A 17672-nucleotide genomic window follows, 5' to 3' on the forward strand; every position below is an offset into this window, starting at 1 on the left:
TTTAGAAAATAGGATAAGCGAAGAATTTAGTTAACACTGTATTAATAAATACCGCCGCTAATATCAAGGGAATGAATGTACAGATAGATAGACGTACATATTTGGCCAGTAGTGTATTCGGATAACCGGGGTTGCCTTCAGCAAGTTCTGCATCCAGGTTTTTACGGCGCCAGTGGAAGCTGACAAATAAGCAAATCAAAAGGCCATTCAGTGGCAAGATGGTGTCGTAAAAAACGTCGTAGATTACATCAAAAACTGACTTAGGCGTGTCAGCGTAGAAAGTAAACTCAGTGAATGCCGGAACAAAACCAAAAGAGGTCGCGGCAATAAGAGTCAGTACAGTAACGGCGATACCCATAACCAGCAGGGCTTTTTTACGGCTTATCTTCGCTTGCTCAATAACCGCTGCGGTTGGTACTTCAAGAATAGAAACCAAAGATGTAATAGCAGCAATAAAGGTCAGCAGGAAAAAGATAGTAGCGGCAATGCTTGCGCCAACATAGCCGACAACGCCTTCCAGAGCGATAAAGATTTGCGGAAAGAAAGAGAAAATCATACTAACCGAGGAGTCACTCAATGAATCCGGGTTGGTATTGGGATTGATGGCGAATATCGCGGGCAGAGTCATTAAACCGGCGGTAAAAGCAACGGCTGTATCTGTTAAAGCAACCAGTTTACCTGAGGTCACAATGTCGTCCCTGCGGCTGAAATAAGAGCCGTAGGTTATTAAAATGCCCATACCGAGAGATAACGAGAAAAAGGCCTGTGATAATGCGCCGTTGATTACTGAACCATCAATTTTTGAAAAGTCGGGAACCAGATAAAACTCAAGTCCGAGCACGGCGTTATCCAGTGACAGAACAAAGATAACCAGCAGAATGAGCATAATAAACAGCGCTGGCATCAGGAATTTCGCGGCTTTCTCTATCCCCTGACGAACACCACCAAGCAAGATAACATTGACGATTATTGTCACTGCAATAAGGAAACCAACAAAGCCGTAGTCGTTTACGAATTGGCCAAAGTATTCGGCGTCGGCGAGCATATCGAGGTTGCCGGTAACTGAATGCCAGAGGTAACCGAAGATCCACACCGTGATGACCATGTAGAAAACCGCAATCATAAATGGCGTGATAACTGCCAGTAAGCCAGCAAGATGCCAGCCTTTATTGTTTGGCGATAATGCTTTGTAAGATCCCAGAGGGCTTTTTTGAGCGCGTCGGCCCAGGCCCATTTCTGCCAACATAACTGGCACGCAGATAAAGGCAACGAATAACGCATAGATAATTAAAAATGCCCCACCGCCATTTTTAGTGGCAGCAACGGGGAACCCAACTAAGTTACCAATGCCGACGGCAGAACCTGCCGCCGCTAATATAAAGCCAATCTTAGAGCTAAATTGATCGCGTTGTTCGCTCATTCTGAACCTTCTTTTATCGTTTTTGTTTTACGCTTTTTAAGCGCTGCTGTTCAGCAAATTCCAGCAATCCTAGCAAGGCGTTAATTTAACGGCAAGCAGCTAATTACTGTTTGTGCGGCAGAATGCGGGAAATCCGGCTTGGAAACAAAACTTATTTTAACATCCATGACAATTGTAATATTGGAATTTGTTGCAAGTCATGTAACATTTAATTAACTCAGTTTTAACACGCTGGTAAATACAGGGAATTCAACTCTCTGGAACAGATTGGCGTCTTTTTACCAGCGTGTTTCCTGCAACTGAGTCACCCCATTGCTGCATTTCAAAAAGTCGTGAAACGCAACGCCGGAAAGGAAAAGCCAATTGTCTGGCCTGATATAATTTATCGATGTCGGTTTCGGCGGTTACCAATAAGTGACATTTTCGGTCATAGCACTCATCGACCAGAGCTATAAAACGACGGGCTTCGTTATCCAGTTTGCTGACAATATTTGCCTGATGTTCGCGCTGGTATGTTTCCTCTACACCATGTACCAGGTCTTTATCTGGTATATAAGAAAAAGCCGGAACCTGATGCACCGCTATAGCAGCATAACGATCGGCCAGTTCCATATAGTCGCGCTGACTTCTGGGGCCGGAGCAGAGAGACATAAAGTCAAAACCAATCACTTTATTGTTGTGCCATAAGCACGGAATTTCACGCTTCATTATCCGAACGGAGGGGGTTTCTTTTGTGCGGCCGAAATGACTCTCTGCGAGTGAACGGAGCTGTTGCAGCGTGCCTTGCTTAAGGTAATAGGGTAAATCGGCTTCGTGCAGTCGGCGATAATCAACGCCCATACCCAAGTCCAGACAGTCACACTCCTTATTCAACAACTCTATTGTAGGTTCGAAGCGATGGCGCGCCAAACCATCTCTGTAAAGCTCATTAGGTGGGGCGTTCGAGGTTGTTATTAAACTAACCTCCTCGTTGAACAGCGCATGCCATAGTCCGGCTAAAATCATTGCGTCGCCAATATCTTCAACGAAAAACTCATCCAGACAGATTATCGAATAGTGCTGTGACCACCTCTTAGCAATAATCTGCATCGGGTTAGCTTCGCCCTGAAGGCTATTCAGTTCTTCGTGGATTTTGGCCATAAAATGGTGGAAATGCAGCCGAATAGACTGACTTTTCGGAAGATGTTGATAAAACATGTCCATCAGCAGGGTCTTCCCTCGGCCGACCGGGCCAAATAAGTAAAGACTTTTCGGTTTATGTCCGCGAGCAAGTGAGTCCAGTCGTTGCTGCAGCGCCTTTACCGCCTCTAACTGATATTTATCGGGTTGGAGCGCACCGGACTGAATGTCTTGATTATAGTTTTCCTGCATGAGCTTATTATCACAAAACGTCAGGACAAAAAGAAGCCGGCTGGGGAAGCCGGCCAAACACTGCTGCTAGTGAACAACCATCAATACAGGTCTTCAATACATTGTGCTGTAAAGCTTTCTACGATAGGTCGCTGCCAGAGGATCACCATCGGGTAATGAATTGATAATGTCGAGTGCGTATTTTTTCGCATCAGCAAAATTGACGTCTTTACCTAATACAGTGAAAATCTGCTGCAGGGCTTCTTCATCACGACTTGCTTCATGAAACTTAAGTGCTAACTGTAATTTTAAAGCCAGGTCATCGGGGGTATTTTCTACTTGCTCCTGTAAAGCGCGTAGCTCTGGAGAGTCAGCGGCGTCTTCCGCCAGCTCAAGCTTGCCTTTTATACGTTGGTAGTCACCGTCTTGCTCTACCAGTGGAATCTTAGCGACCAGCTCTTTGGCCTGATCCAACCGGCCAGCATCGACCGCAGCTTCGGCTAGCAGTTTAAGAGCCTGCATATTAGTGTTGTCTAAATCGTAAGCTTGTTTAGCCAGAGTATAAGCCGTATTCGCGTCACCTTCGCCCATAGCTGTCTGAGCTTGTTGAATTAAGTCGTCTGACGGACTGGGCAGGTGTTTCGTTAGTATTTCCTGAATTTCACCTTCGGTTTTCACTCCACCGAAACTGTCAACTGGCTGACCGTCTTTAAAAAAGGCTACGGTAGGTAAACTGCGAATACCAAACTGGGCGGCTAATTCTTGTTGTTCATCACAATTTATTTTGGCCAGAATAACCTGGTCGCTGTATTGCATAGCCAGCTTTTCAAGCACTGGCATAAGTTGTTTGCAGGGTTCACACCAGTCAGCCCAAAAATCGATAATAATGAGTTTTTCTTTTGAGCCTTCCAGCAAAACTTGCTGAAAGTTCTGCAAGTCAAGGTTAACGATATTGGATTCGGACATCAGCTGCGACGCTCCTGTTTTAATAAGCCACTTTAATCTCTGTTATCAGAGATATGCAGACGCGAGTCCATAATTTCAATGGTTAATGACTAAACCAGGATAAGATTTTATCTTTTAACTTGCTGTAAGGCGGGTAGCGCAAAACGACGTCGAAACGAAAACTGCGTGTCATCACGGGTTTTAAATGGCTGAAGGTATCAAAGCCCCATTTACCATGGTAGCGACCCATACCACTGCGACCAACGCCACCAAAAGGCAATTCGTCGTTCAGCATGAACATGAGTGTGTCGTTGTAACAAACATTGCCGGCAGACACTTGCTGTGTAAATAAATCAAGCAGGCGCTGATTGTTGCTAAACACATAGAGTGCTAATGGTTTTGGATGACGACGGATTTCCTCAATGGCATCCGCTGCTGACTTAATGGTTATAACAGGCAATATTGGACCAAAAATTTCTTCCTGCATGAGCGCACTGCCGTCTTTTACACCATCCACTATTGTGGGTGCAATATAACGTTCGCTCTTATCAGAGTCTCCACCGACAACCACGTTTTCGCCTTCCAGCATTTGCGTCAGGCGCTGCCAGTGCTGCTGATGGATGATCCTGCCGTAATCACTGCTGTGCTGAGGATCTTCACCGTAAAAACTGATGAGTTCGTGCTGCATGGCGGCAATTAACGGCTCTTTCACGCTATCCTCTACCAGCACATAATCCGGCGCAATACAGGTTTGGCCTGCATTAAGAAACTTACCCCAGATAATACGGCGGGCGGCAACTTGAATGGGTGCGTCGGCTAAAACTACCGCCGGGCTTTTACCGCCAAGCTCCAGCGTAACCGGGGTTAAGTTTTCTGCGGCAGACGCCATAATTGCTTTGGCTGCGTTTTCTCCGCCAGTATAGAAAATGTGGTCGAAGGGCAGTGCTGTCAGTTGTTGTGACTCGGTTACGGATCCTGTCACGAGCTTTATTGCGGCATTGTCCAGGTAGTCTGGTAACTGGTGAGCCAGTAGGTCTGCTGTTGCTGTTGCATGTTCAGAGGGCTTTATGACAGCGCAGTTGCCAGCGGCAATGGCTGCAATTAAAGGCGCCAGAAGTAATTGTAAAGGGTAGTTCCAGGCTCCCAGAATAAGTACGGCGCCAAGCGGTTCAGGAATTAACTGGCTGGTTGCCGGCCACGCCAGTAAAGGATTACCCACTTTGCGAGGCTTGCTCCACTTTGGCAGAGCTTTAATTGTCTGCTTAATATCGCTTTGGAGGAACTGTAATTCAGTTAAACGCGCTTCGCTAGGGTGTTTGTTGAGATCAGACTTTAGAGCTTGCAGTAAAGACTTTTCGTTCTCCGTAAGAAATCGCTGAAGTTGCTGAAGTTGATTTAAACGCCATGACAGCGGACGAGTGAGCCCGCTGTCAAAATGGCTTTTTAATTGCTTCAGTGTGTTTTCAAACGGGTTCATCCAAGTCCGCCAAGAGTCACCGTTTTTAACTCAAGATATTCATCAATACCGTACTTAGAACCTTCACGGCCAACACCGGATTCTTTGATGCCACCGAATGGATTATAAGCGTGCGATATGCCACCAGTATTCACACCAACCATGCCGTATTCAAGCGCATCACTTACACGGAAAATACGAGCGGTGTCTTTGGCTGCGAAGTAAGAAGCCAGGCCAAATGGAGTATTGTTGGCTTTTTCAATGCCTTCTTCTTCTGTTTCAAAGGTATTAATAGCCACTACCGGACCAAAGATTTCTTCTTCACTAATATCCATTTCTTCGGTTACACCTGTAATGACCGTTGGCGCATAGAATAAATCGCCTAACTCGGTCATTACTGAACCGCCAGTTTCTATGGTTGCACCGTCAGACTTAGCAGCAAGTACTAAACGTTGTACTTTATCAACAGCGTCCTGATCGATAAGCGGACCTAGGTCGACATTTTCTTCTGTACCGGGCCCTACTTTCAGAGCTTTCACTTTACTGACAACCGCGTCGGTAAATTTTTCGGCTACAGACTGTTGTACCAGTATCCTGTTCGCTGAAACACAGGTTTGCCCGCCATTGCGGAATTTGCAGGCTATTAGCTGTTCCGCGGCTTGCTCTATATCGGCATCGTCAAAGACCAGGAATGGAGCATTACCACCAAGCTCAAGAGACAATTTTGTGACGTGCTCTGAACATTGCTGCATTAGAATTTTCCCGACACCTGTAGAGCCGGTAAATGACAGCTTGCGAACCTGTGGTGAGGTCGCCAGACGTTTACCTACACTTTTAGCATCGCTGGTCGGAATAATATTAATAACGCCGTCGGGAATGCCAACTTCACTAGCCAGTTGGGCTAATGCCAGACTAGAAAGCGGAGTTAATTGCGGTGGCTTAACCACGATAGTGCAGCCCGCTGCCAGTGCCGGCGCAATTTTACGAGTGATCATGGCGTTGGGGAAATTCCATGGGGTAATGGCCGCACAGACACCAACCGGCTCTTTAGTGACCATTACACGCTTACTGCTATCAGCGTTGGGTAATATATCGCCATCGATGCGTTCAGTTTCACCGGCAAACCAGTCAACAAAGCTGGCGCCGTATTCGACCTCGCCAACGGCTTCGGCGACGGGCTTACCTTGCTCGGCACTCATTAATTCACCCAGTGCCTGCTTGTTGTCCATCATAGCTTCGTACCATTTACGCAGCAGCATCGCGCGTTCACGGGCGGTTTTCTTGCGCCAGCTTTTAAGAGCTGTCTCTGCAACGTTTATGGCACGTTGAGTTAAATCTTCGTCAGCGTCAGCAACCTCGGCTATTACTTCGCCAGTTGCAGGGTTAGTGACTGAGAAACGTTTGTCCGTAGGAACCCAGTGACCTTCAATAAAGCAGTCTTTCTTAGTCAGGGATGACATAGAATGTGCTGACATAATTCCTCCAAATTTGAGAATAACTCTAATAATGTAGGCAATATAAAAAGAAATGGTTCAACTTTTTCGATTATTTTGACGGAAATAGATGCGTTTGGTGAAAAAAAGGTCAAAGGCATTGCTTTTTGAGTAAAAAAACGTATAATCCGCCGTTCCTCAAGGAACACCGCATAACTGATGAGGCAGCGGTCACCCTTGATTCGTGGGGTTGCAGCGCCTGATTCCAGTCCAGACAGTTTAGAGACTGAACACTGATTCCTGTTGCCGGGCCATAACCCCTTTTTTATTGTGTTTGCCAATGGGCAAACGGGAATAAAGTGAGACAAATATGTCAAATACCCAAACGGGTCTGTCGTTTAACGACATGGCCTTACCTAGTGCTGTGCTTGAACAATTAAACGCAATGCAGTTTTTAACTCCGACTCCTATTCAGCTACAGGCTATTCCTGCATTGCTGGAAGGGCAAGACGTGCTGGGCGAAGCTCAGACCGGTACCGGTAAAACTGCTGCATTCGGTCTGCCTGCACTGGCAAAAATTGATGCGTCGGTTAAGCAAACTCAAGTATTAGTCGTAACTCCAACTCGTGAGCTGGCTATTCAGGTAGCTGAAGCGCTTGAAGGCTTTGCTGCGAAAATGCGTGGTGTTGGCGTAGCAACCGTTTACGGTGGCGCTCCATTTGGTCCTCAGGTTAAAGCCCTGAAGCAGGGAACCGCTATTGTTGTTGGTACCCCGGGTCGTCTTATCGACTTATTGAATAAAAACGTCCTGCAACTAGATGGTTTGAAAGTGGGCGTTCTGGATGAAGCTGATGAAATGCTTAACATGGGTTTCATTGAAGACATCGAGACGATTCTAAAAGCTGTACCGAATACGGCGCAACGCGCGTTATTCTCAGCAACTATGCCGAATGCAATTCGCAAACTGGCAAAAACTTTCCTGAAAGATCCGCTGAACATTCAGATTGAAGCTATTGCCCGCGAAAAAGCGACGATTAAGCAGAAAGCATGGAAAGTTCAGGGCATGACGAAAATGACCGCTCTGACTCGATTGTTAGAAGTGACTCCGTATCAGCGCGCACTGATTTTCGTACGTACCCGTCAGGATACGATGGATGTGGCTGAATTATTGCAACGCAACGGCTTTAAAGCGGCGCCATTAAGCGGTGACTTGAACCAGGCTCAGCGTGAGCAGACTGTCAGTCAGTTACGTAGTGGACACATCGAAATTCTGGTAGGGACCGACGTTGTTGCTCGTGGCTTAGACGTTCCTGAAATTACGCACGTTATTAACTATGACTTACCAAGCGATACTGAATCTTATGTTCACCGTATTGGACGTACTGGTCGTGCGGGCCGTACCGGTGAAGCGATTCTTTTCTTCCGTGCAAAAGAACGTCATTTGTTGCGTCACTATGAGCGCTTAACCAATGCACCGGTTGAGTTCTTTGAAGTACCAAACGCAAATGAACTGAGCAAGTACCGTCAGCAACAATTGTTAGAGAAGTTGCAGGCGTCACTGGCTCCTGAAACTGCAAGCGCCGATAAGCCTAAGCTAGAGAAACTGTTAGGCGAGTGGCTGGAACATTCAGAGTTAAGTGCTGAAGAAATTGCTTTAGCGTTATTGGCTCAGCATAATGAGCAGCGCCCGTTGTTCCTGAAAGAAGACCGTCCGGTACGTGAAGCACGCAACGAGCGTAGCGAACGATCAGGTCGCAATGAACGCAGTGACCGTGGCGATAAGCGTAAACCTCGTGCCGAACGTGGTGGTCGTGCAGCGGATGTCGATTTTGAAACCTACAAAATTCAGGTAGGCCGTGAGCACGGCGCTCGTCCTGGTGACATCGTTGGTGCTATTGCTAACGAAGCATCAATGGACAGCAAGTATATTGGGCAAATTCAGTTGTTTGATAATCATTCTTTAGTGCAGCTACCAAAAGGTATGCCAAAAGACATTATGCACGTACTGAAAAAAGCTCGTGTGCGTCAACAGCCTATGGGTCTTGAGCTAAGTGATGAGCAAGTTAAACGTGCGCCACGCCCACCGCGTGACCGCGATGCTCGTGGCGGACCTAAGCGCAACTCCGGTAAGGGTGCTGCGCGTCGTTTTAGTTAATTAGCGTCTCTTAACTCGGCCGGATGATCAACAATGATCATCTGGTCGATGTCATATCCCCACTCATGAGCGTTGGCTAAAGCGTAATCAATATCTGCCTGAGAAACATCAGGACTTCTGGATAAAAACCAGAAATACTCGTGTGAGTCGCTGGTTACTATAGCCTGCTGATAATCACCACCTAACCAACTTACGTAATATCCGCCATAAAAGGGCCAGAAGAAGGTGACCTGATATGCGGCCTCCATGTTTTCGACTGGCTCAGCCAATCCAATAGCGGTTTGCCATTCTTCATTTTGGGTGTGATAACCCCGGTTGGTCACTTCCAGTGTGCCATCACCATTTAAGCGATACTCTGCCGTAACACCCTGCAAGCCTTCTTCAAAGCTGTGTGGCATGCGGACTATTTCGTACCATTTTCCCAGGTAACGCTCGGCTTCAAAGTCGTCAACAACTTCGGCTACCGGTGTTGGTTGAGAGTTACAGGCACTCAGTAGAAACGTAAAAAGTAATGACACCATCCATTTTTTCATTGTGCTTCCTTTTATAACTCGTTGATATTATCTAAATAAGTTTCGGCTTGTTTCATTAACGCCTGCTGTTCTTCTTCGGTTTTTTTATTCCAGACCTGATACATCATGCTCATTCTGTGATTGTCTTTAAAGCGTTCTTTATGACGTTCAATAAAATGCCAGTACAGGCTATTAAAAGGACAGGCTTTTTCGCCGGTTTTCTTCTTCGGATCATAATAGCACTCTTTACAATAGTGCCCCATTTTTTGCATATAGTTGGCACTGGCAATGTAGGGCTTGGTTGCTATTAGCCCACCGTCGGCATACTGACTCATGCCGCGAGTATTGGGCAGTTCTACCCACTCAATGGCATCAATATAAATACCAAGATACCAGTCATCCAAAGCGTCCGGTGATACGCCGGCCAGCAGAGCGAAATTTCCGGTTACCATTAACCGCTGTATGTGATGGGCGTAGGCATAGTCTAACGACTGCTTAACGGCGTAATGCAAACATGCCATTTTGGTATTGGCAGTCCAGTAAAACTCCGGTAGCGTTCTGGTGTGGTTAAGTGCGTTAAGATTTTTATAGTCGGGCATATGCGCCCAGTAAATCCCCCTTACAAACTCTCGCCAGCCAATAATTTGCCGACAAAAGCCTTCAATTTGGGCTAGGGAAATGGTGTCTTTGTTTTTCGACCAGGCATCAATAGCAGCGTTAACCACTTCTAACGGATGCAGCATTTTGGTGTTTAGAGAAAATGAAAGCCTTGAATGATAAAGACTCCAGTGGGCCTTCCCAACGTTGTTTTCTGTTGCCATTGTATCCTGATAACGACCAAAATCAGGAAGTCCGAATTGACAAAAATGTTCAAGCAACTGTTTAGACTGTTTTCGGCTAACCGGCCATATCAGGTGAGCCGCGTTCGCTTGTCCCATGGTTTTAATTTCACTGCTACGCAGCAGTTCATCTATATCTGATACGTCATTGGAGAAGATTAAAGGCAGTTCTAGGTCATGACTTGCGGGAACCTTTTTCTGGTTTTCTTTATCGTAATTCCAGCGGCCACCAGTCGGACGTCCTCCATCCATTAGAATATCGTATTGCTTACGTACCCTTCGGTAGAAGGTTTCCATTAAGTAGTTTTCGCTATTGGGGAAATACTCTTTTAGCGAGTTGCGGCCGGTAAGAAAGTGCTCTGTATCAAACCAGTTTAAATGAATGTTATTGGCGCCGGCCCAGCTTTTCAGTTGATGATCGAGCCGGTATTCGTCGGGTTGCTGACATTCCAGAGTGGTCACTTCGTACTTTTTCATTAACTGCTGAAGGTTCTGAGTCAGGCTTTGTTCATTAGTATCATCATCAAGTTTTATATAGTTTACCTGATGTCCTGCCGTGTTCAGAGCGTTACCGAAAGCCCGCATCGCTGCGAAAAAAGCTAATACTTTTTGCCGATGGTGAACAACGTAATCAGTTTCTTGTTTGAGCTCCATCATTACATAAAGTACACCCGCGTCCTTTTCTCTGAACCACGAATGTCTGGCATTGAGTTGGTCGCCAAGTATGAGTCGTAGAGTATGAATTTTCATAAACAGTGAGGAGTTAGAGTTGATAGCTTCATTACGTTCTATTCAGGGATTCAGATCGGCATACCTAAATGCCCCAAAATATGGCATTATGCGCGGTAGTTTCAGATTCAGGAGCAGTTATGAACCAGGCAGCGGGTAACGAGAATTCATCAGAGCAAAAAACGGTCAATGTCATTTGCATTAAATGGGGTAAAAAATATGGCCCCGATTACGTCAATACATTGCATTCAATGGTCAGTCGCCATCTTAGTAGACCGTTTCGTTTTGTCTGCTTCACCGATGACTTTGAGGGTATCAATGACGACATTGAAGTAAAAGCTATTCCTAAAATTGGCTTTAAAGACTTTGATGAACAAGTTCCGTGGACAAAAGGTCACGGCTGGTTAAAGCTTACCTGCTTTGCGAACCCGCTTTATGATCTTGAAGGCCCGACTTTATTCCTGGATCTGGATATTATTATTGTTGGTAGTCTGGACGAGTTCTTTGAGCCGGAAGGTGAGTTTATGGTGATCAAAGAGTGGGATAAATCTGACGCTACCGGGAATACATCGGTATTTCGTTTTGATATTGGCGCTCATGAAGACGCGTTAGAGCATCTGAAAAAAGATCCGAAAGCGGCTATCGCTGACGTACGAAATGAGCAGGAATATATTACCCATTTTGTCGATCGCCAAAACAAGCTGACGTACTGGCCGGAAAAGTGGTGTCGTAGCTTTAAGCGCCATTGTCTGCGTCCGTTTCCACTTAGCTTCTTTCAGGAACCGCGTATTCCGGAAGAAGCAAAAGTTATTATTTTCCACGGCAAGCCGCATCCGGATGACGCGTTGGAAGGCCGAAGCGGCAAGTGGTACCGTAAGGTTCTGCCAACCAAGTGGATAGCCGAATACTGGCGTTAAATGATATGCAATTGTGGATCTACGGAGTATTAATACGGCTGGTCACTCCAGCCGTTTTTGTCTGGTTGTGGCTACGCGGCGGAAAAGACAGTCGCTACCGTCAGAACTGGTCAGAACGGCTTGCGCTGGGCTCTGTTGATAAAAAACAGCACGGCTGTTTGGTTATTCATAGTGTTTCCGTTGGTGAAACCTTAGCGGCGAAACGGTTAATCGAGCAGCTTTTGCGTCAGGAGCCAGGTCAAAAAATACTCATTACCTGTATGACACCAACGGCCCGGGAACTTATCCAGCAGCATTTTGGCGACACTGTTAGTTGTCGCTACTGGCCGATAGATACTCCGGGTGCCGCGAAGCGTTTTGTGCGTAAGTTTAAACCTAAAGCCGTGTGGGTAATGGAAACCGAGCTTTGGCCGCAAATGTTGAACCAATTTTCCAAAGCGAATATTCCTGTCGCATTGTTAAACGCGCGACTTTCGGCTCGCTCAGCGGCAGGTTATCGGCGTTTTCATTGGTTGATGAAGAAGGTCTGGAAACAACTGACACTGGTTTCCGTTCAGAATAAAGAAACGGCGCGCAGAATGAAGGTTTTAGGTGTCCCCGATAGTGTGCTTTTTGTGGACGGAAACCTAAAATACGACATTGAGCTTTCTGTCACAGATATTGAGAAGGCTCTGTTGTGGCGGCAAAGCTGTGCGTCGCGACATGTGTGGCTTGCCAGTAGCAGTCATCCGGGCGAGCATGAGCTGCTGTTAGAGGCACATAAACTGATTCAACAGGACTTATCCAATTCCTGTCTTATCATTGCCCCGCGACACCCTGAGCAATTTGAGGTGGTAGCAAAAATGATACGGGAGTCCGGGCTTAAGCTTGCCCGCAGAAGCGAGAGTAATGCGATACCTGAAGATTGTGATGTCTTTCTTGCTGACAGCATGGGCGAAATGATGCTTTGGGGGCAATTAGCCTCAGCCAGCTTTGTCGGTGGCAGTATTATTGAACGAGGAGGGCACAACCCCCTTGAAGTTATAGCTGCTGGCTCCAATGTTATGTCAGGGCGGCACGTGTTCAATTTCCCGCAAGTTTATGGTGAACTGGCAAAAGCCGGTGCCGTTCAGTGGGTTAATAATGCCGGAGAAATTAAACAAGCTGTGGAGTTGATGCAGCAGACAGCTGTCATGAAAGCGCAACATGAAGCTGCTAAAAGCGTTTTACAGACGCACCAGGGTGCTACGTTAAGAGTATTAAAGCGGGCACTGGAATATACTCTGACAGGAAGCGGTATGATAAAAACAGAGCAGAGTCCCCAAGGGCTTATTCGCTACGACAGCGATATTTTTGAAACAATAGAAGATAAACATTTCACAGCCCAGTATTGGCAGCAACAAAAGTCAATTGCAGGAAACTCAACGGGACGCGCAACAGTCTGGTTTATTCAGCAAGGCGATCTGGGACTTTTACTGCGGCATTACTATCGTGGTGGTTTAGTTGGTAAAATTAATAAAGATCGTTTTTTACGTGAGCCGGCGGAGAAAAGCCGGGCAATTCATGAATTTGATTTGCTGCTAAAGCTGCGGGAAATTGGTTTGCCCGTTCCGCGTCCGGTAGCCGCTCGTATGGAAAAAACAGCAGTTTTTAGTTACAAAGCAGACATATTGGTGGAAGTTATTCCGGGGGCTGTCGATGTTTTTCGCTTACTGCGTGAAAAGAAACTATCCGCGGAGCTATGGCAAAAGTTGGGAAGCGTCATTAAAGAATTGCATGATACCGGTGTCTACCATTCAGATTTAAATTGTCACAACCTTATGCTGGATGACAAAGACAAAGCCTGGATTGTCGATTTTGACAAGTGCGACTTCCGTGAAAACGGTGACTGGAAAGAAGCTAATATCCAACGGCTATTGCGCTCTTTACGCAAAGAAAAAGAGAAGAATGAAACCTTCTATTGGAAGGAGTCCCGTGACTGGCCAGAACTATTAACAGGCTATCGTCGTTAAGTTTTAAGCCATAAAAAAAGCCCCGGCCACTTGAAGTGACCGGGGCTTTTTAATGCGCTAAGCACTGAATCAGTCGCGAACCTGACCGTTACCGGTCACCACGAATTTTTCAGTTGTTAGTGCCTCAAGACCCATTGGTCCGTATGCGTGCAGCTTGCTGGTGGAGATACCAATTTCAGCACCCAAACCTAACTGGCCGCCATCAGAGAAGCGAGAAGAGACATTTGCCATGGTAACGGCTGAATCTACTTCACGAATGAAACGCTTAGCGGTTTCATCGTTTTCAGTGATAATAACTTCGGTATGACCGCTACCAAACTCCTGAATATGCTCAATAGCACCTTCGTAGTTGTCGACGGTGCGAACCGCAATCTCAAGAGCCAGGTATTCTTCACCAAAAGCATCGTCTGCAATCTCATCAGCGCCATCAAAGTAGCTTACTGAACGCTTGTCGGCGTGAATGGTTACGTCTTTCTCTGCCAGCGCCTTAGCAGCCATAGGCAAGAACTTATCAGCAACGTCCTGATGAACCAGTAAACCTTCTAGCGCATTACAAACGCCGGTACGCTGAGTTTTACCGTTAAGTAAAATTGCCAGAGCTTTATCAAGGTCTGCGTCTTTATCCACATACAGGTGGCAAACACCTTTGTAATGTTGAATGACTGGGATTTTACTGGTATCGCTAACGAAGTGAATCAGACCTTCACCGCCGCGAGGAATAACCAGATCGATATAGTCTTTCTGTTGCAGAAGTTCAGTCATCAGTTCGCGGTCAGGTGTTGGCACCACGGTGATAACGTCTTTAGGTAGATTGCTGGCTTCTAAAGCTTCGTGCAAGGCTTCAGCAATGGCTTTACTGCTCTCAATGGCTTCCCGGCCACAACGTAAAATTACTGCGTTACCAGACTTAAAGCATAGCGCTCCAGCGTCAGCTGTGACATTCGGACGTGCTTCATAAATCATGCAGATAACGCCGAGAGGAATACGCATTTTCTCAATTTTCATGCCGTTAGGGCGCTCATCGAGAACGTAGCTGTCGCCGACAGGATCTTTCAATGCAATGATCTCTTCAATGGCAGAAGCCATGCCTTCGACACGCTCTGGCGTTAATTCCAGGCGATCCATCATAGCGTCGCTTAGGCCTTTTTCTTTGCCTGTGGCCAAATCTTTTTTATTTACTTCAATAATCTTATCCTGACGTGCGCGAATAGCGTCAGCCATTTTTTGAAGTACGGCGTTTTTGTCCGTTTCCGATAAGGTTGCTACAGCGCGTGCCGCTTTTGCGGCGCGTTGCGAAATTTCTTTTGCTAGTTGCTGGCTCATGAATCCTCCAAAATCATTAGATCGTCGCGGTGAATAACTTCCGTAATTGGGCTATAGCCAAATTTTTCCGCTATATCTTCCGTTTGCTGCCCTTTAATATGCATCAGTTCATGTGCGCTGTACTGACAAATACCTTTTGCGATAGCGTCAGTATCGTTGGCGCTGCGAACCAGCACGGCGTCACCGCGATCAAAGTCACCTTGTACATCAACAATGCCTGAACTCAGTAGTGAGGCACCGTTCTCAATTAATGCTTTCTCAGCACCTTCATCAACCAATATTTCACCTTGGGCAACCAGAGTATGTCTTAACCAATGCTTTTTATTGCTAATTGGATCAGATTGGCGACGGAATAATGTGCCGGGGATGTCCCCCTGTAGTAACGATTCAAAAGTTTCACCCTTACGACCGTTAACTATGTAAGTATCGATACCGTGTGAAGTAGCTTTTTCTGCCGCCTCAACTTTAGTGCGCATTCCCCCGGTACCGACGGAACTTACTGAACCACCGGCAAGCGAATAAATGCTTTCGTCAATTTGTTCAACCACCGGTATTTTTTTCGCGTCCGGATTCAGGTTCGGATCTGAGTCATACAGACCGTCGATGTCTGAACAAATAAACAGCGCGTCGGCATCAACCAAAGTCGCGATCATGGCCGACAAGTTGTCGTTATCACCCACTTTCATTTCGTCAGTAGCAAGAGCATCGTTCTCATTTACCACAGGTAAAATGTCGTGCTCTAACAATCTGTTTAGGGTGTTTTTAATGCTGACGTAGCGAGCTCGGTCGCGTAAGTCACTGTGAGTCATAAGCAACTGGGCGCAGGGGGAATCGAAAAAGCGTGACCAGTAACCCATCATTTCATTTTGACCGACTGCGGACATTGCTTTACGCACAGCAACCGGTACTTTCTTGTGTTCAAAGTTAAAATGTTTGCGGCCGGCAGCAACGCTGCCTGACGAGACTAAGACAACTTCTTGCCCGCGTTCTCGGCACTCGTTAATAAAACGAGCTATGGGTAATAGGTATTTGGTGCTAACCCCAGTTTCATCTGGCGCGATGAGCGCACTCCCCACTTTCAGTACGGCTCTTCGCCAGGATGGCGCTTTCATAGAGACTCCCTTTTGTTGAATTCGTTAGTAGTCTAACAGATTGGCTGTCTAAGCTCCAGCGAGGCTCATAAGCCATACCTATTGTCAATATATTAGACAATAATTTCGATTTACAAGAAAAAAGAGTCAAGTCCGGAAATTCGTTAATGTAATGCATTAACTCTCTGGTGGGGTGTAGCCTTCAATTTCAGGGGCTTTTCCTTCGAATAAAAAGGCTGTCATCTGCTTTTCAAGAAACTCACGATCAGTCGGATCCATCATGTTTAACCGTTTTTCGTTTATCAGCATGGTCTGCTTCTTTTGCCACTCAGCCCAGGCGTCTTTTGATATATGGTTAAAAATACGCTCGCCCAGCTTGCCGGGGTAGAGTTGAAAATCGAGGCCTTCGGCTTCTTTTTGAAAATGCTCACAAAATACAGTGCGGCTCATGCGGTGTTCACCTATTTAGTAGTTAACTGCTCCATCAGTTTAACGGTTGGTGCAGCAAAGCCCAAGTCCTGATTGGTATCAGCCTTTACCCATAAGTGTTGTGCTTCGTTGAGTAAAGTCTCAGAGGGAGCGACATCAATCAGCAGAGGCTTACAATCCAGGTGGAAGTGACTAAAAGTATGACGAAAAGGTGTCAGTTGCTGTCTTGCTAGTTCAGTGACACCGTATTGTTGGGCTAAGGAAGGAATGTCCGTTTCCTCATCACATTGTGGAAAGCACCAAAGCCCGCCCCATATACCAGACTGGGGACGCTTCTCCAGCAAGAACTGATGATTATGTCGAAAAAGCAGCATGTGGGTTGTTTTTACGGGTTTAATCTTTTTCGGCTTCTTTCCCGGATACTGTGCTATTGTGTCCGTTGCTCTGGCAATACAGGTGCTATTGACAGGGCATTGCTCGCAAAGCGGTTTACTGCGAGTACAAATCATTGCACCGATATCCATCATTGCCTGATTGTATGCGCCGGAGTCCTGCTTCGGGGTCAATTGTTCACTCAGTTGCCACAGTTGCTTTAAAACATCTGCCTTACCAGGCCAGCCAGAAACAGCAAAATGACGTGCTAATACACGCTTGACGTTGCCATCCAAAATAGGTGCGTATTCACCATGCCCAAGAGAGCGAATTGCACCGGCTGTTGAGCGACCAACCCCAGGTAGTTGTTCGAGTTCATGAACTTTTTTGGGAAATTCACCGTTATATTCAGTGCAAACAAGTTTTGCAGTTTTATGAAGGTTCCGGGCTCTTGCGTAATAGCCTAGTCCAGTCCATAAATTCAATACTTTGTCTTGTGGGGCTGAGGCCAGTTTCTGAACCGTAGGAAAGGTTGCCATAAAACGTTCGAAGTACGGAATAACGGTAGTGACCTGGGTTTGTTGCAGCATAATTTCTGACACCCAGACGCGATAGGGCGTGACGTTTTTCTGCCATGGCAGATGCTTGCGCCCGTATTGCTGAAACCAATTGAGAACCTGTGAGCTAAATGTCTGAGTCAACTGTAAATC

General features: G+C 46.4%; 14 protein-coding genes. 3 read left to right on the forward strand and 11 right to left on the reverse strand.

The annotated features are described in order from the left end of the window. Position 1: 1 nt before the first annotated feature. The 5 genes from B2U97_RS03540 to B2U97_RS03560 all read right to left on the reverse strand — a co-directional run bounded on the left by B2U97_RS03540 (position 2) and on the right by B2U97_RS03560 (position 6631). Complete coding sequence (locus tag B2U97_RS03540) at positions 2-1420, reverse strand: sodium-dependent transporter (RefSeq protein ID WP_011235224.1); 1419 nt, start codon at positions 1418-1420, stop codon at positions 2-4. 249 nt (positions 1421-1669) lie between these two features. Then, a complete protein-coding gene (gene zapE / locus B2U97_RS03545; RefSeq protein ID WP_011235223.1) occupies positions 1670-2791 on the reverse strand; it encodes a cell division protein ZapE in 1122 nt (373 codons plus the stop codon). Between the two features lie 93 nt (positions 2792-2884). After that, the gene (trxA, locus tag B2U97_RS03550) at positions 2885-3736 is read right to left on the reverse strand and encodes a thioredoxin (RefSeq protein WP_011235222.1); all 852 of its coding nucleotides are present in this window, start codon (positions 3734-3736) and stop codon (positions 2885-2887) included. 82 nt (positions 3737-3818) lie between these two features. Beyond that, the gene (locus B2U97_RS03555) at positions 3819-5192 is read right to left on the reverse strand and encodes an aldehyde dehydrogenase family protein (RefSeq protein WP_011235221.1); all 1374 of its coding nucleotides are present in this window, start codon (positions 5190-5192) and stop codon (positions 3819-3821) included. After that, entirely contained in the window at positions 5189-6631 is a 1443-nt protein-coding gene (locus tag B2U97_RS03560) for an NAD-dependent succinate-semialdehyde dehydrogenase (RefSeq protein ID WP_034822553.1), read from the reverse strand. Before B2U97_RS03560 ends, B2U97_RS03555 begins: the two co-directional genes overlap by 4 nt. 343 nt (positions 6632-6974) lie before the next feature. Between B2U97_RS03560 and B2U97_RS03565 the strand changes: the two genes are divergently transcribed. Then, positions 6975-8759 (forward strand): DEAD/DEAH box helicase, encoded by a 1785-nt coding sequence (locus B2U97_RS03565; RefSeq protein WP_286823020.1) that lies wholly within the window; start codon positions 6975-6977, stop codon positions 8757-8759. Here the strand turns inward: B2U97_RS03565 and B2U97_RS03570 are convergent. Both B2U97_RS03570 and B2U97_RS03575 read right to left on the reverse strand, forming a co-directional pair. After that, positions 8756-9292 carry a lipocalin family protein gene (locus B2U97_RS03570; RefSeq protein ID WP_286823019.1) on the reverse strand — a complete coding sequence of 179 codons (537 nt, stop codon included), beginning with the start codon at positions 9290-9292 and terminating at the stop codon, positions 8756-8758. The two genes, B2U97_RS03565 and B2U97_RS03570, sit on opposite strands and share 4 nt — an antisense overlap. Before the next feature lie 11 nt (positions 9293-9303). Then, the gene (locus tag B2U97_RS03575) at positions 9304-10860 is read right to left on the reverse strand and encodes a cryptochrome/photolyase family protein (RefSeq protein WP_272990269.1); all 1557 of its coding nucleotides are present in this window, start codon (positions 10858-10860) and stop codon (positions 9304-9306) included. Between the two features lie 119 nt (positions 10861-10979). Between B2U97_RS03575 and B2U97_RS03580 the strand changes: the two genes are divergently transcribed. Both B2U97_RS03580 and B2U97_RS03585 read left to right on the forward strand, forming a co-directional pair. After that, positions 10980-11756, forward strand: coding sequence for a hypothetical protein (locus B2U97_RS03580; RefSeq protein WP_011235216.1), 777 nt, complete (start codon positions 10980-10982; stop codon positions 11754-11756). Positions 11757-11761: 5 nt separating this feature from the next. Next, on the forward strand, positions 11762-13747 hold the full coding sequence (locus B2U97_RS03585; RefSeq protein ID WP_153849601.1) for a 3-deoxy-D-manno-octulosonic acid kinase: 1986 nt from the start codon (positions 11762-11764) through the stop codon (positions 13745-13747). Between the two features lie 69 nt (positions 13748-13816). Here the strand turns inward: B2U97_RS03585 and B2U97_RS03590 are convergent, their stop codons facing one another. The 4 genes from B2U97_RS03590 to mutY all read right to left on the reverse strand — a co-directional run bounded on the left by B2U97_RS03590 (position 13817) and on the right by mutY (position 17663). After that, entirely contained in the window at positions 13817-15070 is a 1254-nt protein-coding gene (locus B2U97_RS03590; protein ID WP_011235214.1) for a glutamate-5-semialdehyde dehydrogenase, read from the reverse strand. Further along, a complete protein-coding gene (gene proB, locus B2U97_RS03595; RefSeq protein ID WP_011235213.1) occupies positions 15067-16182 on the reverse strand; it encodes a glutamate 5-kinase in 1116 nt (371 codons plus the stop codon). The genes B2U97_RS03590 and proB overlap by 4 nt, the downstream gene beginning before the upstream one ends. 156 nt (positions 16183-16338) lie before the next feature. Beyond that, positions 16339-16611: an oxidative damage protection protein gene (locus tag B2U97_RS03600; protein ID WP_273024748.1), complete on the reverse strand. Its 273-nt coding sequence runs from the start codon at positions 16609-16611 to the stop codon at positions 16339-16341. Positions 16612-16622: 11 nt separating this feature from the next. Continuing rightward, complete coding sequence (gene mutY, locus B2U97_RS03605; protein WP_273024746.1) at positions 16623-17663, reverse strand: A/G-specific adenine glycosylase; 1041 nt, start codon at positions 17661-17663, stop codon at positions 16623-16625. Positions 17664-17672: the final 9 nt, after the last annotated feature.

Source organism: Idiomarina sp. UBA3176 (assembly GCF_002364295.1).
In the GTDB taxonomy this organism is placed as follows: Bacteria; Pseudomonadota; Gammaproteobacteria; order Enterobacterales; family Alteromonadaceae; genus Idiomarina; species Idiomarina loihiensis.

Bases quoted from the DNA above. Each gene is read 5' to 3' on its own strand.
- B2U97_RS03540 (WP_011235224.1), bottom strand. From the start codon at position 1,420: ATGAGCGAACAACGCGATCAATTTAGCTCTAAGATTGGCTTTATATTA.
- zapE (WP_011235223.1), bottom strand. From the start codon at position 2,791: ATGCAGGAAAACTATAATCAAGACATTCAGTCCGGTGCGCTCCAACCC.
- trxA (WP_011235222.1), bottom strand. From the start codon at position 3,736: ATGTCCGAATCCAATATCGTTAACCTTGACTTGCAGAACTTTCAGCAA.
- B2U97_RS03555 (WP_011235221.1), bottom strand. From the start codon at position 5,192: ATGAACCCGTTTGAAAACACACTGAAGCAATTAAAAAGCCATTTTGAC.
- B2U97_RS03560 (WP_034822553.1), bottom strand. From the start codon at position 6,631: ATGTCATCCCTGACTAAGAAAGACTGCTTTATTGAAGGTCACTGGGTT.
- B2U97_RS03565 (WP_286823020.1), top strand. From the start codon at position 6,975: ATGTCAAATACCCAAACGGGTCTGTCGTTTAACGACATGGCCTTACCT.
- B2U97_RS03570 (WP_286823019.1), bottom strand. From the start codon at position 9,292: ATGAAAAAATGGATGGTGTCATTACTTTTTACGTTTCTACTGAGTGCC.
- B2U97_RS03575 (WP_272990269.1), bottom strand. From the start codon at position 10,860: ATGAAAATTCATACTCTACGACTCATACTTGGCGACCAACTCAATGCC.
- B2U97_RS03580 (WP_011235216.1), top strand. From the start codon at position 10,980: ATGAACCAGGCAGCGGGTAACGAGAATTCATCAGAGCAAAAAACGGTC.
- B2U97_RS03585 (WP_153849601.1), top strand. From the start codon at position 11,762: ATGCAATTGTGGATCTACGGAGTATTAATACGGCTGGTCACTCCAGCC.
- B2U97_RS03590 (WP_011235214.1), bottom strand. From the start codon at position 15,070: ATGAGCCAGCAACTAGCAAAAGAAATTTCGCAACGCGCCGCAAAAGCG.
- proB (WP_011235213.1), bottom strand. From the start codon at position 16,182: ATGAAAGCGCCATCCTGGCGAAGAGCCGTACTGAAAGTGGGGAGTGCG.
- B2U97_RS03600 (WP_273024748.1), bottom strand. From the start codon at position 16,611: ATGAGCCGCACTGTATTTTGTGAGCATTTTCAAAAAGAAGCCGAAGGC.